We start from the raw sequence: 24485 nt of genomic DNA on the forward strand, positions 1-24485 counted from the left end.
CGAGCTTCTGAATGATCGTTCCCACGCTCTGCGTGGGAACGATCAGCTGGAATCGTTACAAACTCAAAGCCCGATTCGAAGCCTTGATGAACTCCTGCTTCAGTTCTTCAAAGGTGTGCACGGCCGGGAACTGCGGGAACTCGCGGATCACATTGTCCGGCGCATGGAACAGAATCCCGGCATCCGCCTCACCCAGCATCGTGGTGTCGTTGTAAGAATCCCCCGCCGCGATCACCCGGTAGTAAAGGCTCTTGAAGGCCAAGACCGACTGACGCTTGGGATCTTTCTGACGCAGCTGATAGCTGGTCACTCGACCGGTTTCGTCGGTAATCAGACGGTGGCAGAGCAACGTCGGGAAGCCCAGTTGACGCATCAGCGGCTGGGAAAACTCGTAGAACGTGTCCGACAGAATCACCACCTGAAAGCGCTCACGCAGCCAATTGACGAACTCAATGGCGCCATCGAGTGGTTTGAGCGTGGCAATCACTTCCTGAATATCGGTGAGTTTCAAGCCGTGTTCGTCGAGGATTCGCAGACGTTGCTTCATCAGTACGTCGTAATCGGGAATGTCCCGAGTGGTGGCACGGAGCGATTCGATCCCGGTTTTTTCGGCGAAAGCGATCCAGATTTCCGGGACCAGTACACCTTCAAGATCCAGACAGGCAATTTCCACAAGACACTCCCATTTGTATTGATTATTGAGTCGAGCGAGTAAAAAGACTGCCGAACTCTAGCGATTCAGGCTGACCGGCGCAACGCAGAGGGCGCGCCAGCGACAGCAGGATTTTGTTACCATCCGGACCATATAGAGCGCCCAGCGCCACCGACCTGTAGGAAGCCGCCCTGATGAGCCCAACGTTCGACGTCGTGGAACTCGCCACGACCTATGCCCATAAATCCGCCCAGGACATCCTGAAACTCGCGTTCGCCGAGTTTGGCGATGACCTGTGGATATCTTTCAGCGGCGCCGAAGACGTGGTGCTGGTAGACATGGCCTGGAAGCTGAACAAGAACGTCAAGGTGTTCAGCCTCGACACTGGCCGCTTGCACCCGGAAACCTACCGCTTCATCGATCAGGTGCGCGAGCACTACAAGATCGACATCGAACTGGTGTCGCCGGACTACACGAAACTTGAACCGTTCGTGAAGGAAAAGGGCCTGTTCAGCTTCTACAAGGACGGCCATGGCGAATGCTGCGGCATCCGCAAGATCGAGCCGCTGCGCCGCAAGTTGTCCGGCGTCACCGCTTGGGCCACCGGCCAGCGCCGCGACCAGAGCCCCGGCACCCGTAGCGCCGTCGCCGTGCTGGAAATCGACACCGCGTTCTCCACCCCGGAACGCACCCTGTACAAGTTCAATCCGCTGGCGCAGATGACCAGCGAAGAAATCTGGGGCTACATCCGCATGCTGGAGCTGCCCTACAACAGCCTGCATGAGCGCGGGTTCATCAGCATTGGCTGCGAACCCTGCACCCGCCCAGTGCTGCCGAATCAGCATGAACGCGAAGGTCGCTGGTGGTGGGAAGAGGCAACGCAGAAAGAATGCGGGTTACATGCGGGCAACATCATCGGCAAGTCCAAGGACTGATCCCAGTCTTTTGATTTCCCCCGGCGGGAGCACATTATTGGCTGGCCGGGGCGGTTGGGACGGTAGACCGCGTTATCGTTCATCGCGGGCAAACCCGCTCCCACAGGGGATTTGTGAGCGCCACAAATCCATTGTGGGAGCGTGGCTTGCCCGCGATGGCAGCACTTCGGTCCCAAGCCGAACTCACACCGCACTAAACCTCTGCCCCAACCCCTGCTCCGCAAACTGCTCGATGATGAAATCCACAAACGCCCGGGTCTTGCCCGGCAACAGTTTGTGTTCCACGTAATAGATCGAAATATTGCCATCGTCGACGTACCAGTCCGGCAACACTCGTTGTAGCTGCCCGTTTTCCAGATAACCCGAAGCGAACGGCATGCTCACCAGCGCAATCCCCAGCCCTTGAGCCGCTGTCGCACACGCGGCTTCCGAATCGCTCATGGTCATTCGCGCCTTCAGCGTCAATGGACTGTGCTGCTGCGTACGGCTGGTCAACTGCCAGGAACGCACCCGGCCGGTCTGCGGCGAACGAATCAGAATACCATCGTGATGTTTGAGATCATCAGGCTCGGCGATGACGTGCTGCGCCTCCAGATACCCGGCTGACGCCACCAATACCCGGTGCGCCGGTGTCAATTTGCGCGCCACCACACCTTGGGGCAATTCGAAACCACCGCCGATGGCCGCGTCGAACCCCTGCGCGATCAAATCGACCTGCCGGTTATCGAAGTGCCAGTCCGGATTGATCGCCGGAAACCGCTGCAAAAACTCCCCCAGCAACGGCACGATATACAGACGTCCGAACACCGTGCCCATGCTCACCTTCAACGTCCCCGCCGGTCGCCCTTCGGCGCTGGCCAGATTGGCGACGGCATTCTGGATCGTGTGCAGGCTGGTACTGACCTCGCCAAGAAACAGCTGACCGGCCTCCGTCAGCGTCAGGCTGCGGGTGCTGCGTTGAAACAGCCGCACACCGAGCCGCGCCTCAAGTTTGGCAACACTCTTGCCCACAGCGGCCGGTGTCAGGCTCAACCGCCGGGCGGCCTCGGCAAAGCTGCCAACCTCGGCGCTGCGCACGAAGCATTCGATACTGCTGAAGGTTTCCATAAGCGTCACTATAAACTTCTGGTTTACACAGACTATCGCAATTACCGTCTACCCAGCATGTAATCCTCAATCGATACTAGGCTCCATCAACCGAGGCATCCGCCTCGGGACTTTGGAGATCGATATGACTACTCAGAACCTCATCGGCAAAGTGGCGTTCATCCAGGGCGGATCTCGCGGTATCGGCGCAGCCATCGTTAAACGCCTGGCCGCTGAAGGCGCAACCGTTGCCTTCACCTACGTCAGCTCCACCGCCAAAGCCGAAGAATTGCAAAACAGCATCACCACCAGCGGCGGCAAAGCCCTGGCCATCAAGGCGGACAGCGCCGACGCCGAGGCCATTCGCAGCGCCGTGAGTGCGACTGTCAAAGCCTTCGGCCGCCTGGACATCCTGGTCAACAACGCCGGCGTGCTGGCCGTTGCCCCTCTGGAAGATTTCAAACTCGAAGACTTCGACCAGACCCTCGCCATCAACGTGCGCAGCGTGTTCATTGCCACGCAGGCCGCCGCCATACACATGACCGAGGGCGGTCGCATCATCAACATCGGCAGCACCAACGCCGATCGCATGCCCTTCGCCGGCGGCGGCCCGTATGCCATGAGCAAAGCGGCGCTGGTCGGCCTGACCAAAGGTCTGGCCCGCGACCTCGGCCCGCGCGGCATCACCATCAACAACGTGCAGCCGGGCCCGGTCGACACCGACATGAACCCGGCCCACGGTGACTTCGCTGAAAGCCTGATCCCGTTAATGGCAGTGGGTCGTTACGGCAAGGCTGAAGAAATCGCCAGCTTCGTGGCTTACCTGGTCGGACCGGAAGCGGGTTACATCACAGGGGCCAGCCTGACCATCGACGGTGGTTTCGGCGCCTGATCCACGGTTTGATCGAAACAAAAACGCCGGCAACCCTGATCAGATTGCCGGCGTTTTTTTGTGTATCGCTCTAAGCCCATTCCAGGGCTGGCAAGCCGCAAGCGCTCGGTGTGAACGCCTTCAGCGTTCGAAGAATGCCATCGGCATGTGCGTATTTTTCATCCGCCATGGCCGCGTCCGGGATCGCTATCGCGGTCATCCCCGCCGCTTTTGCCGCAGTGACACCAAACGGTGAGTCTTCAAACACCAGGCAATCCTCAGGCGCTACGCCAAGGCGCCTCGCTGCCGTGAGGAAGATATCCGGTGCCGGTTTGGCGGCGCCTACTTCTGGATCATCCGCCGTCACGATGAAGTCGAACAGCGCAAACCAGTCACGGTGCAATGTGGTTTTCTGAGCGAACGACTGACGCGAAGAACTGGTGCCCACCGCAATCGGAATCTGGTTGGCCTTCAAGTGCCGCACCAGTTCTTCTGCACCCGGCATCGCCAGAGCGGCAGGAAAACGCTCGCGCATCAGCGGCTCACGGATCACCAGGAACTCTTCGGCGGTAATCGGCAGATCGAGCGCCTGGACCACGTAACGCGCCAGATCACCGGCACCACGACCGATAATGTTTTGCTTGATGCTCCAGTCAAAAACCCGACCGTAACGCGCGGCGATCAAGGACGTGACCTCGGTGTAAATGCCTTCGGTGTCCAGCAACAAGCCGTCCATGTCGAAAATCACAGCCTTGATCGGGCCGAACTGATTGAGCGGTGCATTCATCGCATCGGTTCCGTTTTCTAATGACGCCCCGGAGGCGGCTCAAATACAGCCGGTTCCGTGATCGATTAAAGGATTCAGCAGCATAGCGAGCGCGGCTGACGTTGGGCAACGGGCAATGCCTGACCTTTACAAAAAGTGCTGGTCGTCATTTAGCGATTTTCCCTACATAAAACGCCTCCTTTCCCGACTTCTTTACCCGCTGATCCCACGCAAAGTCTCGCGCTCACATTTGATCTGCGCGAGGGACTGCGAATGCTCGAACCTGACAAGGTACTGGCCTTGAATAACGCCATCGGGCTACTGGTGGTCGCGGCCATGGACCCCGAGCAACCGAACGTCGAAGCGCTGCTCGCAGACTTTCGGCTGTGCCTCAACGACTACGACGCCTGGGCTGAGAGTTTCTGGACCGGCAAGGCGCTGGATATCGAGCAGGTGTTCAAGGTCGGCAACGAAGTCCGGCTGTTCGCGCCAAAACATTCCACGACACCGGTCAGCGCAACCGTCGCGGCGTGTGCGGCCAGCGGCCCGTTGACGCTGGTACACATGTTCGACGCGGCGCGGTTCCTGCCGATTGGCAATACGCCGGTAACGTTGGAGCCGTTGAACGCTGATGGCACCTATGGCGAGCCGGTCAACCACGAGATCGGCCCCAGCGGCATCCTCGAAATTCCCGAATGCGAGCGCGGTCAGCGTTATCGCATCACCTTCTTCCCGAATGTCTCCACTGACCATGTCAAAGCGTTGTACGCCTCCTATCAAGGCGTCATCGACGACCTGGAAGGCTGGCTGCGCAATGAATGGTCGAGCGAATTCGAACCGTCATGGGCAGCGTTTTCCGAGGCCGGATTCATCAAGCGCTACGACCTGCTGCAACAGGCTGACTGGCTGGGTTTCGAGAAGTCGCTGAACGGATTGTGGGACGACGTGAAGCAGATTTACGAGCTGATCACGGACCTGCAAGCCAACAGCGAAAAGCTCCTTGAATACCTGACCGAAACCGAACTTGAAACGCTGTTGCAGGCCTCGGCGGAATCGATTGCCAATCTGTTGTTGGTGTTGAGTGACGAGCCGTTGATGTTCATCCATCTGGCGGCGTTCACCAGTTGGCTTCGAATGCTACCGCCACAGCACATCGCCGAGGTCGTGTCAGAGATTCGTACAGGGATATTGATCGGATTCCTGCTGGCTCGTTTCACCGGTGGTGCAGGACTGACGCTCGGCATCAGCGCCAGGGTGCTGAGCAACATCAAATCGGAACGTGCGCGCAAATGGCTGGCTGCCGCCAGTTTGCGCCTGGCCACCCTGCCCGACCTCACAAGTCACGCGGGGGTGCTCAAACCTCTCGCGGTCAATGTCCGGACTTCTGCACTGAACCCAGCGCCTGTGGTGCCGTTGCAGATCAGCGCCGGCTCCGCGCCGGTTGTGTTGGTGAACAACCCGGTCGCCATTGCTCGCAACAAATCCGCAGCCAAGACTCGCCTGGGGCGGCACGAACAGCGTGACGACGCGCCCGACCAGGCGAAAAACCCCAACGGTGACAGCGCCGATTGCGCACCACTCACCTGCACCAACGGTTGCCCGGTGTCGATGGTCACCGGCGAAGAGTTGCTGACGCTGGACGATGGTTCGCTCAACGGTTTGCTGCCATTTGCGTTCACCCGGCTGTACCGCACCAGCGCCGTGGAAATCGATTGCGGGCTGGGCTGGGGTTGGAGTCATTCGCTGGCGCACCGGTTGGAACTGGACGCAGAACACGTCGTCTGGATCGACCATGAAAACCGCCGCACAACCTTTCCGCTGCCAAGCGAGGCACGCCCGGCCATTCACAACAGCCTGTCCCGGGCCGCGATTTATCTTGGGGATCAACCTGAGGAATTAGTCCTCGCCCTGGCTGGCGAGACGGTGCGTTTTTATCACTTTCGCAATGGGCGGCTGACCGCGATCAGTGACGCCTACAACAACCGATTGCACATCACCCGTGACCGCCAGGATCGCATTCACCGCCTCGACAACGGTGCAGGTCGAGCGCTGCTGTTGCGCTACGAACGTCGGCACATCATCGCCGTCGAGTATCAGTCATTTCACCCTGCCGACACCGCGGATGACGCCTGGCGGACAGAGCAAACGCTCATTGCCTACCGCTACGACGCCCGACAGCGACTCATCGAAGCGACCAATGCCGCCGGTGAAAGCGAACGATACGACTACGACGACCAACACGTGATTCTCCAGCGGCAACTGGCCGGTGGGGCAAGTTTCTTTTGGGAGTGGGAACAGTCCGGCAAAGCCGCCCGATGCATACGGCATTGGGCAACGTTCGCGCAGATGGATACGCGCTATGCCTGGGACAACAACGGCGCAGTGCGGGTTAAAAACGTCGATGGCAGCGAGGAAGTGTATGTCCATGACGACACGGCGCGATTGGTGCGCCGGGTTGAGCCGGATGGCGCCGAGCATCTCAAGACATATGACCACAAGGGTCAGCTGATTGCCGAACAGGGACCGCTGGGGGCGATTACTCAATACCGCTACGACGACATCGGGCGGCTGATTGCGCTGATTCCCCCCGAAGATGAGCCAACGTCCTACGAGTACCGCTACGGCTTCCTGCATGCGTGCTATCGCGGCAAAGCGGTATGGAAATATCAACGCAATGCTCAAGGCGATATTACCGAGGCCATCGATCCCGACGGCCAGATCACCCACAACCACTACGACGCTCAAGGTCGCCTGCTGTCGATCCGTTATCCGGACAACAGCCGTCATGTGTTCGTTCGGGATGCTCTCGGGCAACTGATCGAGGAAACCCTGCCGAACGGTGGACAGCGCCGGTTTTCCTACGATGTTCTGGGACGGCAAATTACCCGTCAGGACCAACACCGTGCTGTCACTCACTACCAGTGGGACGCCGTTGGCCGACTGATTCAGACGACACTTCCTACAGGCGCCAGCCGAGCCTTCAGCTACAACGCCTACGGCAAGATCACCGCCGAACGCGATGAGCTGGGCCGGATCACGCGTTTTGAGTACGACGATGACCTGCACCTGGTCAGTCGCAGGATCAACCCCGACGGCACGCAACTGCGCTATCGCTATGACAACGCGCGGCTGCTGCTGACTGAAATCGAAAACGAATCCGGCGAACGCTATCAGCTGGACTACACACCCAGTGGATTCATCCAACAGGAAAGCGGGTTTGATGGTCGACGCACGGCGTACGCCTATGACCTCAATGGTCACCTGCTGGAGAAAACCGAGTTCGGCGACGACGGCTCGCAGCTGATTACCCGTTATCAACGGGACTCGACAGGTCGCCTGCTGATCAAAACCCTGCCCGACGGCATCAAGGTCGAATACCACTACGACGGCCTCGGCCGCTTGGTCAGCGTTAATGACAACCACGATCACCCACTGGAGTTCGAATACGACACCCAGAACCGGCTGATTACTGAACACCAGAGTTGGGCCACATTGCGTTACGGCTACGACGCTTGCGGCCGACTCAGCCACTTGCGCCTGCCGGATAACAGCAAACTCGCTTACCACCGCGCCAAGGGTGGCGCACTGACCGCCATTGACCTCAACGGCACACGTCTTACGAGCCATACCTATCAATTCGGCCGTGAGCAGCAGCGTCAGCAAGGCTTGTTACACAGCCAGTACGAGCATGACGAACAAGGTCGCCTGAAGGCCCATGCCGTCAGCCAACATCAGCAACCGCTGTATCGGCGTGACTTCGCCTACAGCGCCAACGGCAACCTGGACACCCTCGCTGACACCCGCCACGGTCAACGCAACTACCAATACGATCCCCTGAACCGCCTGATCCGCGTCCGCCATTCCCGCGATCAACAACCCGAGAGCTTCGCCCACGACCCGGCCGGCAATCTGCTGATGCAGGATCGCCCCGGCCCGTCCGCCGTCAAAGGCAATCGGCTGTTAATGCAAGGCGACCGGCATTTCGACTACGACGCCTTCGGCAATCTGATCCGCGAACGCCGAGGTACCGCGCAAAAACTCGTCACCGAATACCGTTATGACTGCCAACACCGACTCATCGGCGCCACGCTACCCAACGGCACCTGCGCGACCTACCGCTACGACGCCTTCGGTCGCCGAATCAGCAAAACCGTCGACGGCAAAACCACCGAATTTTTCTGGCAAGGCGACCACCTCATCGCCGAACACAGCCAGGACCACCATCGCAGCTACCTCTACGAACCCGGCACCTTCCGCCCACTCGCCATGCTCGACGGCAAAGGCCCCCGCCAGGCCTGCCCGTTCTACTACCAACTCGACCACCTCGGCACCCCGCAAGAACTCACCGACTACAGCGGCGACATCATCTGGGCCGCGCAATACACCGCCTACGGCCGCCTGACCCGGCTTAACCGAGATACCCATCAGGTACTGGATCAACCGCTGAGGTTTCAAGGGCAGTATTTCGATGCGGAGACAGGGCCGCATTACAACCGGCATCGTTACTACAACCCGGATCTTGGACGGTATTTAACGCCGGATCCGAGTGGGTTGGCGGGTGGAATAAACGGGTATCAGTACACGCGGAACCCGACGGGATGGGTTGATCCGTTGGGGTTGAGTGAGTGCCCTGGGGGGGATGGGTGTAAGAGGCCGGGGTTTGGGGAGGAGGATCCGGTCAGTAAGATAGCGATTGAAAATCGTGAACCCCAACTACCAAAACCCAAAAAAGAGGACGACTTCTTATATCGCGGGGACGATAAAGAACCTCACGATGTATTTGAAAATGGTTTTAAAAGCAAAGGAAAAAGCAACGACCTACTACTACACTCATTAGACAGTCGGGATCCACCTAGCAATTTTATTAGCACGTCCACTTCCAGGGAAGCCGGAAAATTTTTCGCCACTGAATACAACACAAAAACGGGCTATCTGTACACACTCAACAAAATTCCCGGACACGATCTAAAGATAGAACTAGGATCTTTGTACGAGTTTGGGAGAGAAAAAGAAATTGCCATTCCAAGTCGTATAGCAAAAGAGGATGTGCTTGGAGCGACCTTAATTCTTGATAATGGCAAAGAGTTTGGTTACTCCATACCCAACCCAAACAGGATAATTAAGAAATGATATGGACAGTAGAGATAACTATTGAAAACAATGGAGCCAAGGAAACAGCTCAGTTGACATGTGACAATAAAGCTGGAAACGGAGATGTAACTATTATATTCACTATGCAAAACGGATTATCCAAAACCTATTCGGACTCTGATTTTTATAGATGCTTCGCTCGCACTCGAGAAGATAACACTGGAATAAAATTCCTATGCAAAGGATCAAAAGTAAACGTTCATACGTCCAGCATGTCATCACAGATGTCTCTAGGATTGAAAGCGTACGAATTAACTTTAGGTAAAGCCGCATCATTCGACGATGTGATCTACATATTCGATTATGACGAACACAATCTAACCAATGACTCAGCCGAACAGCGAGCTTTTTTTAGGAAATGGATTGAAACTGAAAAAAACGACGAGGAGGAGCAGTAATTAGATGACTATTAAAAAGACGACAGCTATGCGGGACACTCTATACCGAACCCTCTGAGAAAACAATGAATGACAATTGAGGAAATTTCTATTCTGATCGGCGGAAAAATCGAAATAGCGGTTCTCGATTACGACCCACAAAAATCAACCATGAAGGTAACACTAGAAAGTGGATGGACGAAATACTTATCAGGGTTTGATATTTATGACTGTCTAGGGAAAATCATAATGCATAGGCCAGATATTAAGTTCCTGTGCAAAGGAGCAAAATTGAATGTTCGACCTTCTAGCATGTCCTCACAGATGAGCTCAGGAGTAGTCGCTTACGAGCACAAATTAGGCGTCCGCGCGTCACGAAAAGATCTTGTTAATATCTTTCAGTATGACGACCAAGACATTATTAATGATCCACAGTTGCAAACTGACTTCTTCCATCGCTGGCTAAAATCTCTGAAATAATAGTCGACACAGACTAAAAATAACCTTTAACTCAAAGACGCTCATGAAAACATTTGAAATCGCCACCCATTCCGACGGTATCACTGATAGGTCTATAATTGAATACGGACGCGAGGGAGCCCTATCAACCTTACGACTCAGAAGCAATCCAAACAAAACATATAAAGCCCATGACCTGTTTGAATGTCTTGGGCTATTGCGGGCGGATTTCCCCGAAACGAAATTTCTATGCAAAGGTGCGAAAATCAACGTTTACCCTTCGCGAATGTCATCGCAAATGTCCGCAGGATTAGTAGCGTATGAACTTCGCTTAGGCATACCAGCGGAGGACGAGGATATTGTGAGAATATTCGACTATGAGGAAACAAATCTTACGAACAACATCCAGCGACAACGAGAATTCTACACACGGTGGATCGAATCGTTAGCAAATAGGTGTTGAAACCGGTTTATAGCGTACGAGCGGTAGAGTCGGAAACAGCGGATATCAAAAGCCCAACATATAGCTGGGCTTTGCTACCTTCAGTCAGCCGTGAGATTAATTATCATTCTTATTTTTGGCACCGCCAGTGCCGCTATTATCCGCACTACCATCCTTTTCAGCCCCCTTCCCCATCGAACTCCCACCACTCACCACCCCACTTCCCGTCCCAGTGCTGCTCCCATTGGCATCACCACCATTTCCGTTTTGGATAGACCCAGGCGGCAACGCATTACCATCCGTAGAATTCGCATTCATTTCGGTATATGGAGGCATTCCGCCTTTATCCACAGGCGCATCGTTACCGTTGGATTGAGCGACGGCGGTCAATGAACTGATCGACAACAGCCCTGCAATGATCAGGGCTGTTAACTTTGAACTGATCATGGTGCATCTCCTTTAAAAGGTGCATACCTATGTGGCAGCGCTCACTTTTTAAAGTTGCCGCACAATCGACCAGCGGCTTTTCAGCTGGGTTCACCTGATAGATCTTCACCGGCAATGTCCGGATCCTCAGGATCCGCCTCGACATCACCGCGCCTCACATCATCGGCTGGCAGTTGCTCTACCGCCGTATCGTCATCCGGCGGACGTTGATCGCGACTCAACGGGTCAGTCGGTGAAGGCAGCGGATATTCAGGGGTGTCGTCGGCGTCAGTGTCTTTCGGATCTGCGTTCATAAGCACCTCTCGAAGGGCGTGAAAATCATGCCCTGAAACTTCGAGGGGATGATGCAGGGGAGTGTTCGATCGGAGAGACGATCGGTCGAAGCACGGCAACAAAGATCAATCTTCTTCTACGTCTTCATCCTCTTCTTCGTACTCGAGATTCCCCACATCGCCCGCGTCATCAGAATCGTTGAGTGGCACCGTGGCATCGTCCATCAGTGATCCTGGATCTTCATTGCCGGGGTCATTGATGAACGGAAGCCCGCTCGGGCCTTTTTCTTCGGTGCCTTCGGTTTCAGGCGTCATGGCATGCCTCGTCATGTTTGGTGTGTATAAAGTTCGAGACTGCCTGTGGCCAATCGTTCCGGTTTGCGGCGCCCAGATACGAAAAACCCGGCACGGGGCCGGGTTTTGCAACTCGATACCGAGTTAGTGATGTTTGTTTTTATGCTTGTGCTTGTGCTTATGGCCATTACCGGAATGGGAACTGCCATGATCATCGTCGTCGTTGCCCAGGTTGTTGCCGACGCCACCACCCGCTGCACCGCCAAGGCCCGCACCAATGGTCGAACCCGTTGAGCCGCCGAGGCTTTTACCAATTATCGAGCCGCCTGCCGCACCTAAGCCACCGCCAATGGCTGCTTCGTTGCGACTGCCCTTATTCGCCCCGACTGCGCTCCCTGCCGCGCCGCCGACACCGGCGCCAATGGCTGCGCCCGTGCTGCCGCCCAATTGTCCGCCGACGACGTTACCCAATGCACCACCCAGACCGCCGCCTACAGCTGCGGTGCCGTCATTGGCTGCCATTGCTCCTTGAGCCATCAACAGTCCAGCCAAAAACGCGGACAGTGCCAAACGTTTAGTCTTTTTGCCGTTGTTAACCGGTGTCATAGGACGCCTCATGTTCTTCTGGGGTATATGGGCTTTGAGACTATGTTTAAAGAATCGTTCATAAAAGAAAAGCCCGGCATTTAGCCGGGCTCTTCAATGCTGATCGATCAGGATCAGTGACGCTTGTGACCTTTACCCAGGTTGCTGCCTACGCCGCCGCCCAAGGCACCACCCAAACCTGCGCCAATGGTGGAGCCGGTCTTGCCGCCCAGGCTGTGGCCGATCACCGAACCACCGGCTGCACCTACACCGCCACCGATGGCGGCTTCGGTACGACGGCCTTTAGGCGCCGCAACAGCGCTGCCAGCTGCGCCCGCTACGCCAGCACCGATCGCTGCGCCGGTGCTGCCGCCCATGCTCTGGCCGACCACATTACCCAGCGCGCCGCCCAGACCGCCGCCGATTGCGGCGGTGCCATCACTGGCAGCCATCGCGCCTTGAGCAACCAAAAGGCCAAGAACCAGAGCAGGCAACGTTAAACGCATGACAAAAACCTCAAAATAGGGGGGAAAAACGAAAGCGGGTGATTGAATGCTTTAGCGCGGTAAACGTCCACACAAAAACCTCCGCATCTCGCAATTAGCGTCGGTTGGACAGCTTTTATGGAAAAGGTTTTATGACAGGCAAAAAAAAGCCCGCTGGGGAACGGGCTAGGGTACTGCTTTCTAACGGATGGTTTGAGCCTACGACCGAACCTGTGAAAAGTTTGTGAAAAACAACCGGGCGCCATGACCGAATGTCTGAGGTCCGGTTTGAATCGATAATCGATAGCGTGAAAATGAAAACCCCGCTCGATGGCGGGGTCTGTCCGGTTAACCGTTACTTCTTGGGCGGCGCCGCCACTCTTGGCAAAAATTTCGCCTTAGGGCCTCTGGGCGTTGTCGATTTCATTTTGATGATTTGGACCGGGTCTTCCCCAAAGCCTGCCACATACTCGGTCTGGCCACAATTAACGCAATTGTTGATCGGAAATTCAGCCCCGTCGTCTTCGATATACGGATCAGCCATACCTCTTCCTCTCTCAAAAAGGGTCGACACCGGCAAAGCCCTTTGCCTGAAAAATATCGACCGCCAAGGCTTTTGAGACTAGCCGGTCACTACCCGACTTGTAATTCAGATTTTCGCATGCCCGACGAGTGGCCCAAACTCTATGCGTGATAAAGCAGAATGAATCAATTCAGTTTGACCGCAGTCCCTGTCACAAAAACCACCACCATCCCACCTTTGCCGGACGGCATACTGATCTCAAAATCGAGCCCCACCACCGCGTCCGCCTGAAGTGCCCGAGCCCGTTCCTTGATCTCGTCAGTCGCCTGAATCCGTGCCTCCTTCAACGCACGCTCCAACGTCTGGGACCGCCCCCCGAAAAAATCCCGCATCCCGGCGAACACGTCACGGATAACGTTTATGCCCTGCACTGACTCGGCACTGACGATGTCCAGGTAAGCGGTGATTTGGCGGCCTTCGATGGCGTGGGTTGTGGTGGTGATCATGGGGATTTCTTCTTCATAAGCAGTGGATAAAGGTAACTTGGACAGATAGGCGGCCAACGCATCAAACGCCGGCAACGTCACAGGATCATTCGCAGAATTGCTGGCAACCGGGTGCGAGGCATAGCGAACACTCACCATCTCGGCTTTGGGATCGACATAGATGCGCTGGCCATGAACACCACGCGCCATGAATGCCCCGCCCTCTTTGTCCGTCACCCACCACATCGAGCGGTAACTCCAGCCCTTCAACAAGTCATAACCAGCCTTGGCAAAAATCTGTTTGTCGCCGCCACGGCGAATGTCATCCACGACGGCTTGGGGCACGATCTGCTGGCCGTCGAACCGGCCATTATTGCGCAACATCTCGCCAAATCGGGCGAGGTCTCGCAAGCCGGTGTTCAAGCCACCGCCAGCAAACGGCGTCCCGATGGAGTCCACCGTGAAATAGGCATCCTGCTCGGCGCCCAGGTGAGTCCAGATGCCCTCAGACAACATCTGTGCAACGTTGCGACCGGTCGCTCTGGCGATGACATCACCACAATCCCGTCGGTGTAAATGGCCGCGAGGGATTGATCCCAGCTCATCGACTGCGTTGCGCCAAGTGGTTTGAAGCTAAGGGCGTCGATATCGTTACGCAGTGCAAAAATCAATGGGTCCGGGGCGACCAAGCCTCGTAAAACGCTGATCGTCGGCAGGAGGTGGCGATCCGACCATCCAGCCGAGTTTCGCCGGATCGCTGGCTTCTTCACCACCACACACTTTTGCACAAAAAAGGGACGAAAATCCCGACGGCGGGAAAAGGATAAGTTCTCTTCGGCCGCTTTTTCTTGCTCTTGATTTTTTCCTAGACCATCACACAACTGCCATTTGGACTACACAGAAGGGTACTGCATTGGGGAGGGCGATAATCTGAGCTTAGTAGAATGGAACAAATAACGTCAACGCGAAAACATCATGTTCGCGGTTAGATCTGAAGAGCCAAGAACATCGTTTTTTTTCATTGAAAGTTACCCTGGGAATGAGGGGCGTTCGCATAGAGCTCGCTCTGGCCAGCACCTACGCCGGAGCACAATCCATACACGTAGCTCTTTGTCAAAATACTCCTGTGAAATGAGCGAAAATTGCAAGTGACTGACCAGATAAAGCGAGATGCTGCACCCGCTGTTTGCTAAGGCGGGTCTGCGGGTCTGCTCGTCGTTTGTGGACAACCCAAAATCAGCACTATGGATAGCTTCATTGTAAACAGGTGAAGCTGGCTGGAATGATGCATCGTCTGTCAGTTTATACAGTGCGCTGGCGACCTAACCTCGGCTAGCTCGCGGAGGGAAGTTCATCATTCGAACCCCGATGCTAACACTGACTTAATAAAGCACCTTTCAGAGTAAAGCTATGCTCAATGCTATACACAACAGTGAGAAATTCGGAAGTATTCAGGTTGACTACAAACAATCTGAAATAACCAAGAACGTTTACGAGGTCTATGGCGTCAGAACAAACGCCACCGACAGTGGCGTCTGCATGGCCATGTCTGCGAAATATCTTCTTAAAAATTCGCAGAACCAAGACTTTTTTTCTTGGCTTGCTGACTCATCTTCAAAGTGGGAAGTGGTGTCCTCGTATTTGGATAGCGATTACTCTGCACTTGCTCCGATCGAGGTACAGGACCGTATTCAGTATGAATTAAAACTCCACCTTAATCATCTTGGCACGCTGAACCTGAAGCCTAACGACTTTTGCTCAGAGGGACTGTCGAATGCGATGAGCATGGTGGTCAACGACGACAAAGACGGCTTTAACATGTGCTACCTATACAATCCATCCGGGCCGGGACATGCCGTCGCATGCATTAAGGAGCAGGACTGCATAAAATTTATGGACCCTAATTTTGGTGAAATGTCGTTCAACTCCTCTACCGAATTCGAGAACTGGATGAGCAACGTTTTTGATAAGCGTTACTCTTATTTCTCTAGACTGAGCGTCAACATGTACGAATCGCCCTCCAATATTGATAATGAATCCAGGGGAGCGGCAGAATCCGCGTAACCCCCTTTTCTGCAATACTCTTTTTGATGTCGTGTTTGGCTTGCTCTCAGCGCCTCTCGTTTCGATCACCACGCTTGAGGTTTTGTACGGGATCGATTCGTCAGGCCAACCTGGTGAAATGAAGGCCTACCTAACGGCAGGCCGTTACACGCCCGCACACAAAAAATCTGACACTCTCCAAAAATCAGGCGCTAAAGAAGTTTAATCAACATTGCAGTGACGGTTGCTACCGTACCAATCATCCCAATGGCTATTGCCACCGGATACCAAAAGGTTTCACGGGTCATCTTGCCCGCTTCAGCATTCAACTTGCGTTGCTCAGCGAGCGATTTGATGATCTCTACGTGGATCTTTTCGAGTTCGGCCTGATTCATGGTCATTTCCTGCATATCGCGCGTAAGTCCATTTCGAATTAAGGGGGAGCCGTCATATGTACTGCGCTGTTTTTCATCTTGAACCCGAAGGCACAAATCGAAAACCCCTCTCGAAATGGCTCATTTGAGACGCTAAACCTCGTGGACGCCCCGACTGCCTGGCTTTCCAGCACGACTTCCTACAAGCCTGCGATTCGTCCTGCATAAAATTCAGAAACGGCAGCGCCACTCACAAAATCCAGACCCAGAAACCACAAAACCCCTGATTTCTCTCGAAATCAGGGGTTCTGGTTACATCGAATTTGGCGGTGAAGGAGAGATTCGAACTCTCGATACAATTTCTTGTATACACACTTTCCAGGCGTGCTCCTTAAGCCACTCGGACACTTCACCGTATCTCGTCAAACAAGTTCTGTCTGTCGAGGCGCGCTAATGTAGTCGAAACCTTTTCTGATGGCAAACTTTTTTTGCAGAATTTTCATGCGCTTAGCGTTTTAGCGATTCCGGCGGGTTGCTGCCCATGGCAAACCTGCCAATCTCCGGCTTCGCGCCCTCATCTATATAGAGGGGAATGCGCGGCGGGTGTGGCGGGCCACGCTTGCCTGGCGGGGAAAGGGTGACTGGCGGGTCAGTCACGGCGCTTTACCTGGCCTGCCTTGGTGGGTAACTTCTGCGTCAACTTTCATACAAGGAATAGCGTCATGAGTGAGTTGATTTCCTACCACCTCGAAGACGGTATCGCGACCCTGACCTTGAGCAATGGCAAGGTCAATGCCATCTCGCCCGACGTGATTACTGCGTTTAACGCGGCACTGGATCAAGCGGTGACGGATCGTGCGGTGGTGATCATTACCGGTACGCCCGGGATTCTGTCCGGTGGTTATGACTTGAAGGTGATGACGTCCGGCCCTAAAGAAGCCGTGGCGTTGGTGACGGCCGGTTCGACCTTGGCCCGTCGCCTCCTGTCGCACCCGTTCCCGGTGATCGTGGCGTGCCCTGGGCATGCCGTGGCCAAGGGTGCGTTCCTGTTGTTGTCGGCGGATTACCGCATTGGTGTCGAAGGCCCGTTCAGCATTGGCCTGAACGAAGTGCAGATCGGCATGACCATGCACCACGCGGGTATCGAGATTGCGCGTGATCGTCTGCGCAAGTCGGCGTTCCACCGCTCAGTGATCAATGGTGAGATGTTTAACCCGCAGAGTGCGGTAGATGCCGGATTCCTCGACGTAGTGGTGTCGGCCGAAGAGTTGCAAGGTGCAGCGCTGGCGGCGGCTCGTCAGTTGAAGAAGATCAACATGACCGCGCACAAGAACACCAAGCTGAAAGTACGCAAGGCGTTACTGGAGACGCTGGACAACGCGATCATCCTGGACCAGGAGCATTTGGGTTAAGCCCATACTTGCTGTGCCGAAAAGCCCGACCGTCGTGTCGGGCTTTTTCTTACGCGTCGCGTTAAAAAGCCTGCAACCGCTCTAGAACACATCTGACCAATTAGTCAGAAACATGCTCACAAACATTGCTTTTCTCCCCCTCTTTAGTGGCAATTGCCGAAAACAGTGCACATCCGTACACTGCGCCACCTTTTGTCCCGGTGGGGCCTGCAAATGCTGTTTGTGTTTCGTATGTTCTTGATGGGCTTGCACTTTATTCTGGCTGGCGTACTTGGGGTAATCCTGGGCCTGTGTCGCCCGTTCAACCCGGACAACAGCCGCTTGTGCGCACGCCTGTATGCGTGGCCGGCGATGTGTATTTTGCGTTTACGGGTGAAGACCGATGTCGGGCCATTGATGGACAAGCCTGCCAGCTGTGTGATCGTCGCCAATCACCAGTCCAACTACGACTTGTTTGTGTTCGGCAACGTGGTGCCCCGCCGCACCGTGTGCATTGGCAAGAAAAGCCTCAAGTGGGTGCCACTGTTCGGGCAGTTGTTCTGGCTGGCCGGTAACGTGTTGATCGACCGCGGCAATGCCCATAAGGCGCGTCAGTCAATGTTGACCACCACACATACCCTGCAGCATGAAGATACTTCGATCTGGGTCTTCCCGGAAGGCACGCGCAACCTTGGCGAAGAGTTGCTGCCGTTCAAGAAAGGCGCGTTCCAGATGGCGATTGCTGCCGGCGTGCCGATCGTGCCGGTGTGTGTCAGCAGTTACGTCAAACACATGCGATTGAACCGCTGGCGCAGTGGGAACGTTCTGATTCGTTCTTTGCCGGCGATTCCGACAGCGGGATTGAGCCTGGACGACATGCCCATGTTGATGGATCAGTGTCGCGAGCAGATGCGCGAGTGCATCGCTTCGATGGATCGGCAACTGCAAGCCGCGTAAAAAGAAACCCGCCTGGTGCGGGTTTTCTTTTGCCTGCGAACTCTGCAGAGTTCACTCACTCTCAAGCAGTAGACAAGGCTAAGCTGATGATTGCCTGCCACTGCCACCTGCCAATAAGAAGTGAACCTGAATCATGGGTAGAGTTGTTGCTGCTGCGGTTTACAGCGCCGGTAAGAAAGTCACCAATATCACCCTCGACGAAGGTGCTGCCTGGGCCGCCAAGCCTGGCCACTTTGTCTGGATCGGCCTTGAAGAGCCGGACGCTCAGGAACTGGCCAACCTGCAACGCCAGTTCAACCTGCATGAGCTGGCCATCGAAGACGCCTTGGAAAAGCACAGCCGGCCGAAGCTCGAAACCTTCGGTGATGCGCTGTTTATCGTCACGTATTCGCCAATACGTAACGAAGGCAAATTGGAGTTCATCGAGACCCATATATTTGCCGGCAACGGTTACATCATTACGGCACGCAATGGTCATTCGGCGTCCTACGCCTATGTCCGTCAGCGTTGTGAGGCGCGTCCGTTGTTACTTGAGCATGGGGAAGATTTCGTCCTCTATGCCCTCCTCGATTTCGTGATTGAAAACTACCAGCCGATGGGCGAAGCGATCCATGCCGAGATCGATGAGCTGGAACGCAACGTGTTGTTGTGCGGTACGCTGAATGAACGTGACATCCAGAAACTTCACGGCCTGCGTCGGGATGTGTTGCGCCTGCGTCGTTATGCGGCGCCGATGGTGGAGATCGGTGAGGAACTGCAGAAGTTGAGCTTCCCGTTCATCGACAAGAACATGCGCCCGTACTTCCGTGATGTGCAGATTCACGTGACGCGGCAGATGGAAGACCTGACAACTTTGGCAGACATTGCCAGCCAGACCATTGAGATTGGGGTGCTGCTGGAAGCTTCACGCCAGAGCGTGGTGCAGCGCAAGTTTGCGGCGTGGGCGGCGATTTTGGCGTTTCCGACGGCCGTGGCCGGAATTTACGGGATGAACTTCCAGAACATGCCGGAGCTGGCGTGGCAGTACGGGTACTTCGGGGTGCTGGCGTTTATTGCGGTGGGGTGTACAGGGTTGTGGGCGAGTTTCAAGAGGTCGGGATGGCTTTAGTCAATACCGAGGTGACTGTGACAATCGCGAGCAGGCTCGCTCCCACAGGGATATTCAGTGTGGGCGAGCCTGCATGTTTTAGCTTTAAACCGTTTCTGGCTTGTGCGCCACAAACCGCATCATCCACTCCGCAACGGTAGCACCATGATGCTCCTGATCAAGGCTGGCTACACCTTTGGAGTAAATCTGCTCGCCCAGCGCTTGTTGACGGATCTCCAACAGCGCACGCGAATAATCGTGAATGAACTCCGGATGCCCCTGGAAGCACAGCACTTGATCGTTGATGTGGTAAGCGGCGAACGGGCAGAAATCGCTGGAGGCGATGACCGTAGCGTTTTCCGGTAGCGAGGTCACCTGATCCTGGTGGCTGATCAACAAGGTCAACTCTTCCCTGACCGGGCTCATCCACGGCGCCTTGGCCGCGAGTTTATAACGGTGGGTGCCGACGCCCCAGCCTTGGGTTGCACGTTCGCTTTTACCGCCCAGCAACAGCGCCAGCAGTTGATGGCCAAAACACACGCCTAGCAGCTTGTCGCCGCGCTCGTAGCGGGTCAGCAGGTAAGTTTTTAGGGTTTCGATCCACGGGTCGGTGCCGAAGGAATCGGCCTTGCTGCCGGTGACCAGATAAGCATCGAAGGTCAGCTCATCGCTTGGGTATTCGCCCTGCATCACGTTGTAAACCGTGAACTCGGCCGCGATAGGTTGCTGCGAAAACAGGTGTTTGAACATCTGCCCGTAGCCCTGATATTGGTCGACCAATTCTGGACGCAGGATGTCGGTTTCCAGAATGCAGATGCGTAACGACATAAAAAATACCTGACACGTGATGGGAATAATGCACACCCCAGAGCCTGCCTCGAAACACCGTTCCAAGGCAAGCCCTGCGAGGCGTCACCGGTCCCTTAAAACGCCTCCCCTTTAGCCGCTTTTTCCAGCAACAAGGCCGGCGGATTGAAGCGCTCGCCATACTGCGCGGCCAGGTACTGGGCGCGGGCGACGAAGTCTTGCACGCCGTATTGATTGATGAATTGCAATGCACCGCCAGTCCATGCGGCAAAACCGATGCCGAAGATCGAGCCGACGTTGGCGTCTGCCGTCGACGTCAGCACGCCCTCCTCCACACAGCGCACCGTCTCGATGGCTTGCACGAACAGCAGTCGATCACGCACATCCTTTGGCGATATCTGCCCGTCAGGCTTCTCAAAACGGCTTTTCAGCTCCGGCCATAGATGTTTCTGGCCGGCGGCCGGGTATTCATAGAAACCGCCCCCTGCCGCTTTACCGGGCCGTTTGTATTCGTTGAGCAGCAAGTCAATCACGGTAAACGCCGGGTGCTCGATCAGCGGCTTCCCTTCGGCTTGCAGGTCCTTGGCCGTTTGCTTGCGGATATGGCTCATGAGGCTCAGGGAAACTTCGTCAGAGATTGCCAGAGGCCCGATGGGCATGCCGGCCTTGCGTGCTTCGGTTTCGATCATCGGCGCGCTGACGCCTTCGCCGAGCATCGCAATGCCTTCATTGGTGAAGGTGCCAAATACCCGCGAAGTAAAGAATCCGCGCCTGTCGTTGACCACAATCGGGGTTTTCTTGATTTGAAGGACGAAATCAAAGCCGCGCGCCAGGGTTTCGTCGCTGGTGTGGGCGCCTTTGATGATTTCCACCAACGGCATTTTTTCCACGGGACTGAAGAAGTGCAGGCCGATGAATTTGGTCTGATCCGGCACCGCCGTGGCCAGGCCACTGATCGGCAAGGTCGAGGTGTTGGAAGCGATGACAGCGTCCGGACCGACGATTTTTTGCGCGGCCGATGAGACCTTGGCCTTGAGCTCGCGGTCTTCGAATACCGCCTCGATAATCAAGTCACAACCGGCCAGGTCCGCGTCGCTTTCGGTGGTGCTGATCCGCGCCAGAATCGCTTCACGCTGCTGCGCAATCATCTGGCCGCGCGCGACTTTCTTGTCCAGCAGTGCTGCCGAATGGGCCTTGCCCTTTTCAGCTGCCGCCAGGGTGATGTCCTTGAGCACCACCTCGATACCCGCCGATGCGCTGACGAACGCGATACCCGCACCCATCATCCCGGCGCCGAGCACTCCGACCTTCTGCGTCAGGTAGGGAGCGAAACCCTGGGGCCGAGAGCCGCCGGCATTGATTTCATTGAGCTGAAACCAGAACGTGCCGATCAGGTTTTTCGAGATTTGGCCGGTGGTCAATTCGGTGAAATAGCGGGTTTCGATCAAGTGCGCAGTGTCGAAATCCACCTGAGCACCTTCAACCGCCGCACAGAGAATTTTCTCCGGCGCGGGCATGCAACCTTGGGTTTTGCTGCGCAGGATCGACGGCGCGATGGCGAGCATTTGCGCGACTTTCGGGCTGGACGGTGTGCCGCCCGGGATCTGATAGCCCTTCACGTCCCAGCGCTGAACCGCCGCCGGATTGGCCAGAATCCAGGCCCGTGCCTTGCTCAGCAGTTCGCCGGGATCTTTGGCCAACTCGTCAATCAACCCGGCTTGCAACGCCTGTTGTGGTCGGACTTTTTTGCCTTCGAGCAGATAGGGCAAGGATTTCTCAATCCCCAGCATCCGCACCATGCGAACCACCCCGCCGCCGCCCGGCAACAGGCCAAGGGTGACTTCCGGCAGGCCGACTTGCACGGACGGATTGTCCAGCGCCACGCGGTGATGGCACGCCAGGCAGATTTCCCAACCGCCACCCAATGCAGCGCCATTAATCGCAGCCACCACCGGCTTGCCAAGGGTTTCCAGAGTGCGCAATTGCCCCTTGAGCGTCAGCACCCTGTCATAGAACGCTTTGGCTTCAGGTTTGCCGACCTTGATCAGCTCATTGAGGTCGCCGCCAGCGAAGAACGTCTTCTTCGCCGAAGTGATGATGGCCCCGGCAATGCTGTCTTTTTCCGCAACCAGACGGGCGACGCAGGCGGCCATGGCTTCGCGGTAAACCGCGTTCATGGTGTTGGCGCTCTGGCCTGGCAAGTCGATGGTCAGGACGACGATCTGGTCTTGACCTTTTTCGTAACGAATGGCTTCAGTCATGAACATGTTTCCTTGAAAGTCGGGGGCTCAGAGGCGTTCGATGATGGTGGCAATGCCCATGCCGCCGCCGACACACAGCGTCGCGAGGCCATAGCGCAGGCGCCGGTTTTCCAGCTCATCGAGTAACGTGCCGAGAATTGCGCACCCCGTGGCACCCAACGGGTGGCCCATGGCAATGGAGCCGCCGTTGACGTTGACCTTGTCCGGGTCGATGGCCATGTCCTTGATGAATTTGAGCACCACCGAGGCAAACGCTTCGTTGACTTCGAACAGGTCGATGTCATCAACCCGCAGGCCGGCCTTGGCCAGTGCTTTACGGGTGGCCGGCGCGGGGCCGGTGAGCATGATGGTCGGGTCGGTGCTGGTGACTGCCGTGGCGACAATCCGCGCCCGAGGCTGCAAACCCAACGCCCGGCCCTTCGCCTCGGAACCGATCAGCATCAGTGCGGCGCCATCGACGATTCCGGAGCTATTGCCCGGCGTGTGGACGTGATTGATCCGTTCGACATGGCTGTAAACCCGCAACGCCGTGGCGTCGAAGCCCATTTGCCCCATCATCTCGAAACTCGGCTTGAGCTTGCCCAAGCCTTCCAGGGTGGAGTCGGCCCGAATGAACTCATCGTGATCGAGCAGGATGATGCCGTTCTGATCCTGCACCGGCACCAGTGACTTGTTGAACGAACCGTTCGCCCGTGCCCGCGTCGCTTTCTGTTGCGAGTACAGCGCGTAAGCATCGACGTCCTGGCGGCTGAAACCTTCAAGCGTGGCGATCAGGTCAGCGCCCACGCCCTGTGGGGTGAAATGGCTGTGCAGGTTGGTCTCCGGGTCCAACGCCCAGGCGCCGCCGTCACTGCCCATCGGCACGCGGGACATCGACTCGACACCGCCGACCACCACCAGGTCTTCGAAACCGGAACGCACCTTCATCGCGCCGAGGTTCACCGCCTCAAGGCCTGAAGCGCAAAAGCGGTTGATCTGAACACCCGAGACGCTGACGTCCCAATCCGCCACTTGGGTCGCGGTCTTGGCGATATCGGAGCCTTGATCACCGATAGGCGTCACGCAACCGAGGACGACATCATCGACCTGACTGGTATCGAGCGAGGTGCGCTGTTGCAGCGCCGTCAGCAAGCCGGCCACCAGATTGACCGGTTTGACGCTGTGCAAGGCGCCATCGGCCTTGCCTTTGCCGCGGGGCGTGCGTAACGCATCGAATATCAAAGCTTGGGTCATGACGTCCTCGAACCTGGGCGGTGAGTAAATACTGAGCGCTCACTCTTATGCCGAGTCGGTTCGGATTCAATGACCGCAGTGCTCACAGACGTTGACGGACACGCTCAGACGGACGGTAGCCTGCTATGGGATTAACCGTTTCAGGACACGGAGCTGTCTAGCAAAAGGGCGCCCAAGAAGCTGGCAATAGGCCTCATGTCTTTTTTATAGCTTTTACCAACAGCTCCATACGAAATGGATCTAAACCACGGGTGACGTGGGCTCTAAGGTGAAGTGTACGAAGTTGTCGTCGGGTTTTGCCGAGGCGCTCGTCTTACAGGAAGTGCAACGCTCTGCCGTCATGGAGATATGCAGGCAGGCATCAGGAAATAACAATAAAGGCGGTCAAGCCATGTTCAAGCAATCAAAAGTACGTCAAGCGGGGCTCATTCTTTTCGCTACCACGCTGTTGTTGATTTTGCCGAATCTGACCAAGGTGATTGGCTAGTCGGTAAAAAATACG

General features: G+C 55.9%; 22 protein-coding genes, 1 tRNA gene and 1 pseudogene. 8 read left to right on the plus strand and 16 right to left on the minus strand.

Translation table 11 applies throughout. The features are described from left to right. Positions 1–55: 55 nt before the first annotated feature. The gene (gene thrH, locus J2Y56_RS19595; protein WP_310337477.1) at positions 56–673 is read right to left on the minus strand and encodes a bifunctional phosphoserine phosphatase/homoserine phosphotransferase ThrH; all 618 of its coding nucleotides are present in this window, start codon (positions 671–673) and stop codon (positions 56–58) included. Between the two features lie 173 nt (positions 674–846). Here thrH and J2Y56_RS19600 point away from each other — a divergent pair, with 173 nt between their 5' ends. After that, the gene (locus J2Y56_RS19600) at positions 847–1587 is read left to right on the plus strand and encodes a phosphoadenylyl-sulfate reductase (RefSeq protein ID WP_310352115.1); all 741 of its coding nucleotides are present in this window, start codon (positions 847–849) and stop codon (positions 1585–1587) included. A 183-nt stretch (positions 1588–1770) separates the two neighbouring features. On the opposite strand, the gene J2Y56_RS19605 is transcribed toward J2Y56_RS19600, so the two are convergent. After that, a complete protein-coding gene (locus J2Y56_RS19605) occupies positions 1771–2694 on the minus strand; it encodes a LysR family transcriptional regulator (RefSeq protein ID WP_310337516.1) in 924 nt (307 codons plus the stop codon). Positions 2695–2818: 124 nt separating this feature from the next. On the opposite strand from J2Y56_RS19605, the gene J2Y56_RS19610 reads away from it, so the two are divergent. Continuing rightward, positions 2819–3565, plus strand: a complete 747-nt coding sequence (locus J2Y56_RS19610; RefSeq protein ID WP_310352118.1) for a 3-oxoacyl-ACP reductase family protein — start codon at positions 2819–2821, stop codon at positions 3563–3565. Between the two features lie 70 nt (positions 3566–3635). Here the strand turns inward: J2Y56_RS19610 and J2Y56_RS19615 are convergent, their stop codons facing one another. Then, positions 3636–4331, minus strand: coding sequence for an HAD-IA family hydrolase (locus tag J2Y56_RS19615; RefSeq protein ID WP_007944499.1), 696 nt, complete (start codon positions 4329–4331; stop codon positions 3636–3638). Positions 4332–4583: 252 nt separating this feature from the next. On the opposite strand from J2Y56_RS19615, the gene J2Y56_RS19620 reads away from it, so the two are divergent. Both J2Y56_RS19620 and J2Y56_RS19630 read left to right on the plus strand, forming a co-directional pair. Then, entirely contained in the window at positions 4584–9440 is a 4857-nt protein-coding gene (locus tag J2Y56_RS19620; RefSeq protein WP_310352120.1) for an RHS repeat-associated core domain-containing protein, read from the plus strand. 488 nt (positions 9441–9928) lie between these two features. Continuing rightward, on the plus strand, positions 9929–10318 hold the full coding sequence (locus J2Y56_RS19630) for a hypothetical protein (RefSeq protein WP_310352124.1): 390 nt from the start codon (positions 9929–9931) through the stop codon (positions 10316–10318). 538 nt (positions 10319–10856) lie between these two features. Here J2Y56_RS19630 and J2Y56_RS19635 read toward each other — a convergent pair. From J2Y56_RS19635 to J2Y56_RS19670, 8 genes and pseudogenes are all read right to left on the minus strand, one after another. Continuing rightward, complete coding sequence (locus tag J2Y56_RS19635) at positions 10857–11186, minus strand: hypothetical protein (protein ID WP_007944496.1); 330 nt, start codon at positions 11184–11186, stop codon at positions 10857–10859. An 80-nt stretch (positions 11187–11266) separates the two neighbouring features. Further along, entirely contained in the window at positions 11267–11479 is a 213-nt protein-coding gene (locus tag J2Y56_RS19640) for a hypothetical protein (protein ID WP_310352128.1), read from the minus strand. Between the two features lie 105 nt (positions 11480–11584). Further along, complete coding sequence (locus J2Y56_RS19645) at positions 11585–11773, minus strand: hypothetical protein (protein ID WP_310337468.1); 189 nt, start codon at positions 11771–11773, stop codon at positions 11585–11587. Between the two features lie 123 nt (positions 11774–11896). Beyond that, positions 11897–12358 (minus strand): glycine zipper domain-containing protein, encoded by a 462-nt coding sequence (locus J2Y56_RS19650; protein WP_310352130.1) that lies wholly within the window; start codon positions 12356–12358, stop codon positions 11897–11899. Between the two features lie 113 nt (positions 12359–12471). Then, complete coding sequence (locus J2Y56_RS19655; RefSeq protein WP_007944491.1) at positions 12472–12843, minus strand: hypothetical protein; 372 nt, start codon at positions 12841–12843, stop codon at positions 12472–12474. Between the two features lie 334 nt (positions 12844–13177). Further along, positions 13178–13366 carry a hypothetical protein gene (locus tag J2Y56_RS19660; protein ID WP_007944489.1) on the minus strand — a complete coding sequence of 63 codons (189 nt, stop codon included), beginning with the start codon at positions 13364–13366 and terminating at the stop codon, positions 13178–13180. A gap of 164 nt (positions 13367–13530) precedes the next feature. Further along, the gene (locus J2Y56_RS19665) at positions 13531–13851 is read right to left on the minus strand and encodes a YbjQ family protein (RefSeq protein ID WP_033049030.1); all 321 of its coding nucleotides are present in this window, start codon (positions 13849–13851) and stop codon (positions 13531–13533) included. A gap of 30 nt (positions 13852–13881) precedes the next feature. After that, positions 13882–14655 (minus strand): annotated as a pseudogene (locus tag J2Y56_RS19670) (hypothetical protein); the annotation flags it as partial. Positions 14656–15240: 585 nt separating this feature from the next. Between J2Y56_RS19670 and J2Y56_RS19675 the strand changes: the two are divergent. Continuing rightward, complete coding sequence (locus J2Y56_RS19675) at positions 15241–15894, plus strand: YopT-type cysteine protease domain-containing protein (protein WP_310352131.1); 654 nt, start codon at positions 15241–15243, stop codon at positions 15892–15894. Between the two features lie 191 nt (positions 15895–16085). Here J2Y56_RS19675 and J2Y56_RS19680 read toward each other — a convergent pair whose 3' ends face one another. Further along, complete coding sequence (locus J2Y56_RS19680; RefSeq protein ID WP_007944481.1) at positions 16086–16268, minus strand: hypothetical protein; 183 nt, start codon at positions 16266–16268, stop codon at positions 16086–16088. Positions 16269–16571: 303 nt separating this feature from the next. After that, positions 16572–16661, minus strand: a tRNA-Ser gene (locus J2Y56_RS19685). A gap of 308 nt (positions 16662–16969) precedes the next feature. Between J2Y56_RS19685 and J2Y56_RS19690 the strand changes: the two genes are divergently transcribed. The 3 genes from J2Y56_RS19690 to J2Y56_RS19700 all read left to right on the plus strand — a co-directional run bounded on the left by J2Y56_RS19690 (position 16970) and on the right by J2Y56_RS19700 (position 19703). Continuing rightward, positions 16970–17659 (plus strand): crotonase/enoyl-CoA hydratase family protein, encoded by a 690-nt coding sequence (locus J2Y56_RS19690; protein ID WP_007944480.1) that lies wholly within the window; start codon positions 16970–16972, stop codon positions 17657–17659. Between the two features lie 213 nt (positions 17660–17872). Further along, positions 17873–18595, plus strand: coding sequence for a 1-acyl-sn-glycerol-3-phosphate acyltransferase (locus J2Y56_RS19695; protein WP_007944478.1), 723 nt, complete (start codon positions 17873–17875; stop codon positions 18593–18595). A gap of 133 nt (positions 18596–18728) precedes the next feature. Continuing rightward, positions 18729–19703 carry a magnesium and cobalt transport protein CorA gene (locus tag J2Y56_RS19700; protein WP_007944477.1) on the plus strand — a complete coding sequence of 325 codons (975 nt, stop codon included), beginning with the start codon at positions 18729–18731 and terminating at the stop codon, positions 19701–19703. A gap of 84 nt (positions 19704–19787) precedes the next feature. Here the strand turns inward: J2Y56_RS19700 and J2Y56_RS19705 are convergent, their stop codons facing one another. The 3 genes from J2Y56_RS19705 to J2Y56_RS19715 form a co-directional block, all read right to left on the minus strand. Beyond that, positions 19788–20510: an amidotransferase gene (locus tag J2Y56_RS19705; protein ID WP_007944476.1), complete on the minus strand. Its 723-nt coding sequence runs from the start codon at positions 20508–20510 to the stop codon at positions 19788–19790. A 95-nt stretch (positions 20511–20605) separates the two neighbouring features. After that, on the minus strand, positions 20606–22750 hold the full coding sequence (locus J2Y56_RS19710) for a 3-hydroxyacyl-CoA dehydrogenase NAD-binding domain-containing protein (RefSeq protein WP_310352135.1): 2145 nt from the start codon (positions 22748–22750) through the stop codon (positions 20606–20608). 27 nt (positions 22751–22777) lie between these two features. Next, entirely contained in the window at positions 22778–23983 is a 1206-nt protein-coding gene (locus J2Y56_RS19715; RefSeq protein WP_007944474.1) for an acetyl-CoA C-acetyltransferase, read from the minus strand. Positions 23984–24485: the final 502 nt, after the last annotated feature.

It is taken from the genome of Pseudomonas sp. BE134 (assembly GCF_031456105.1).
Taxonomy (GTDB): Bacteria; Pseudomonadota; Gammaproteobacteria; order Pseudomonadales; family Pseudomonadaceae; genus Aquipseudomonas.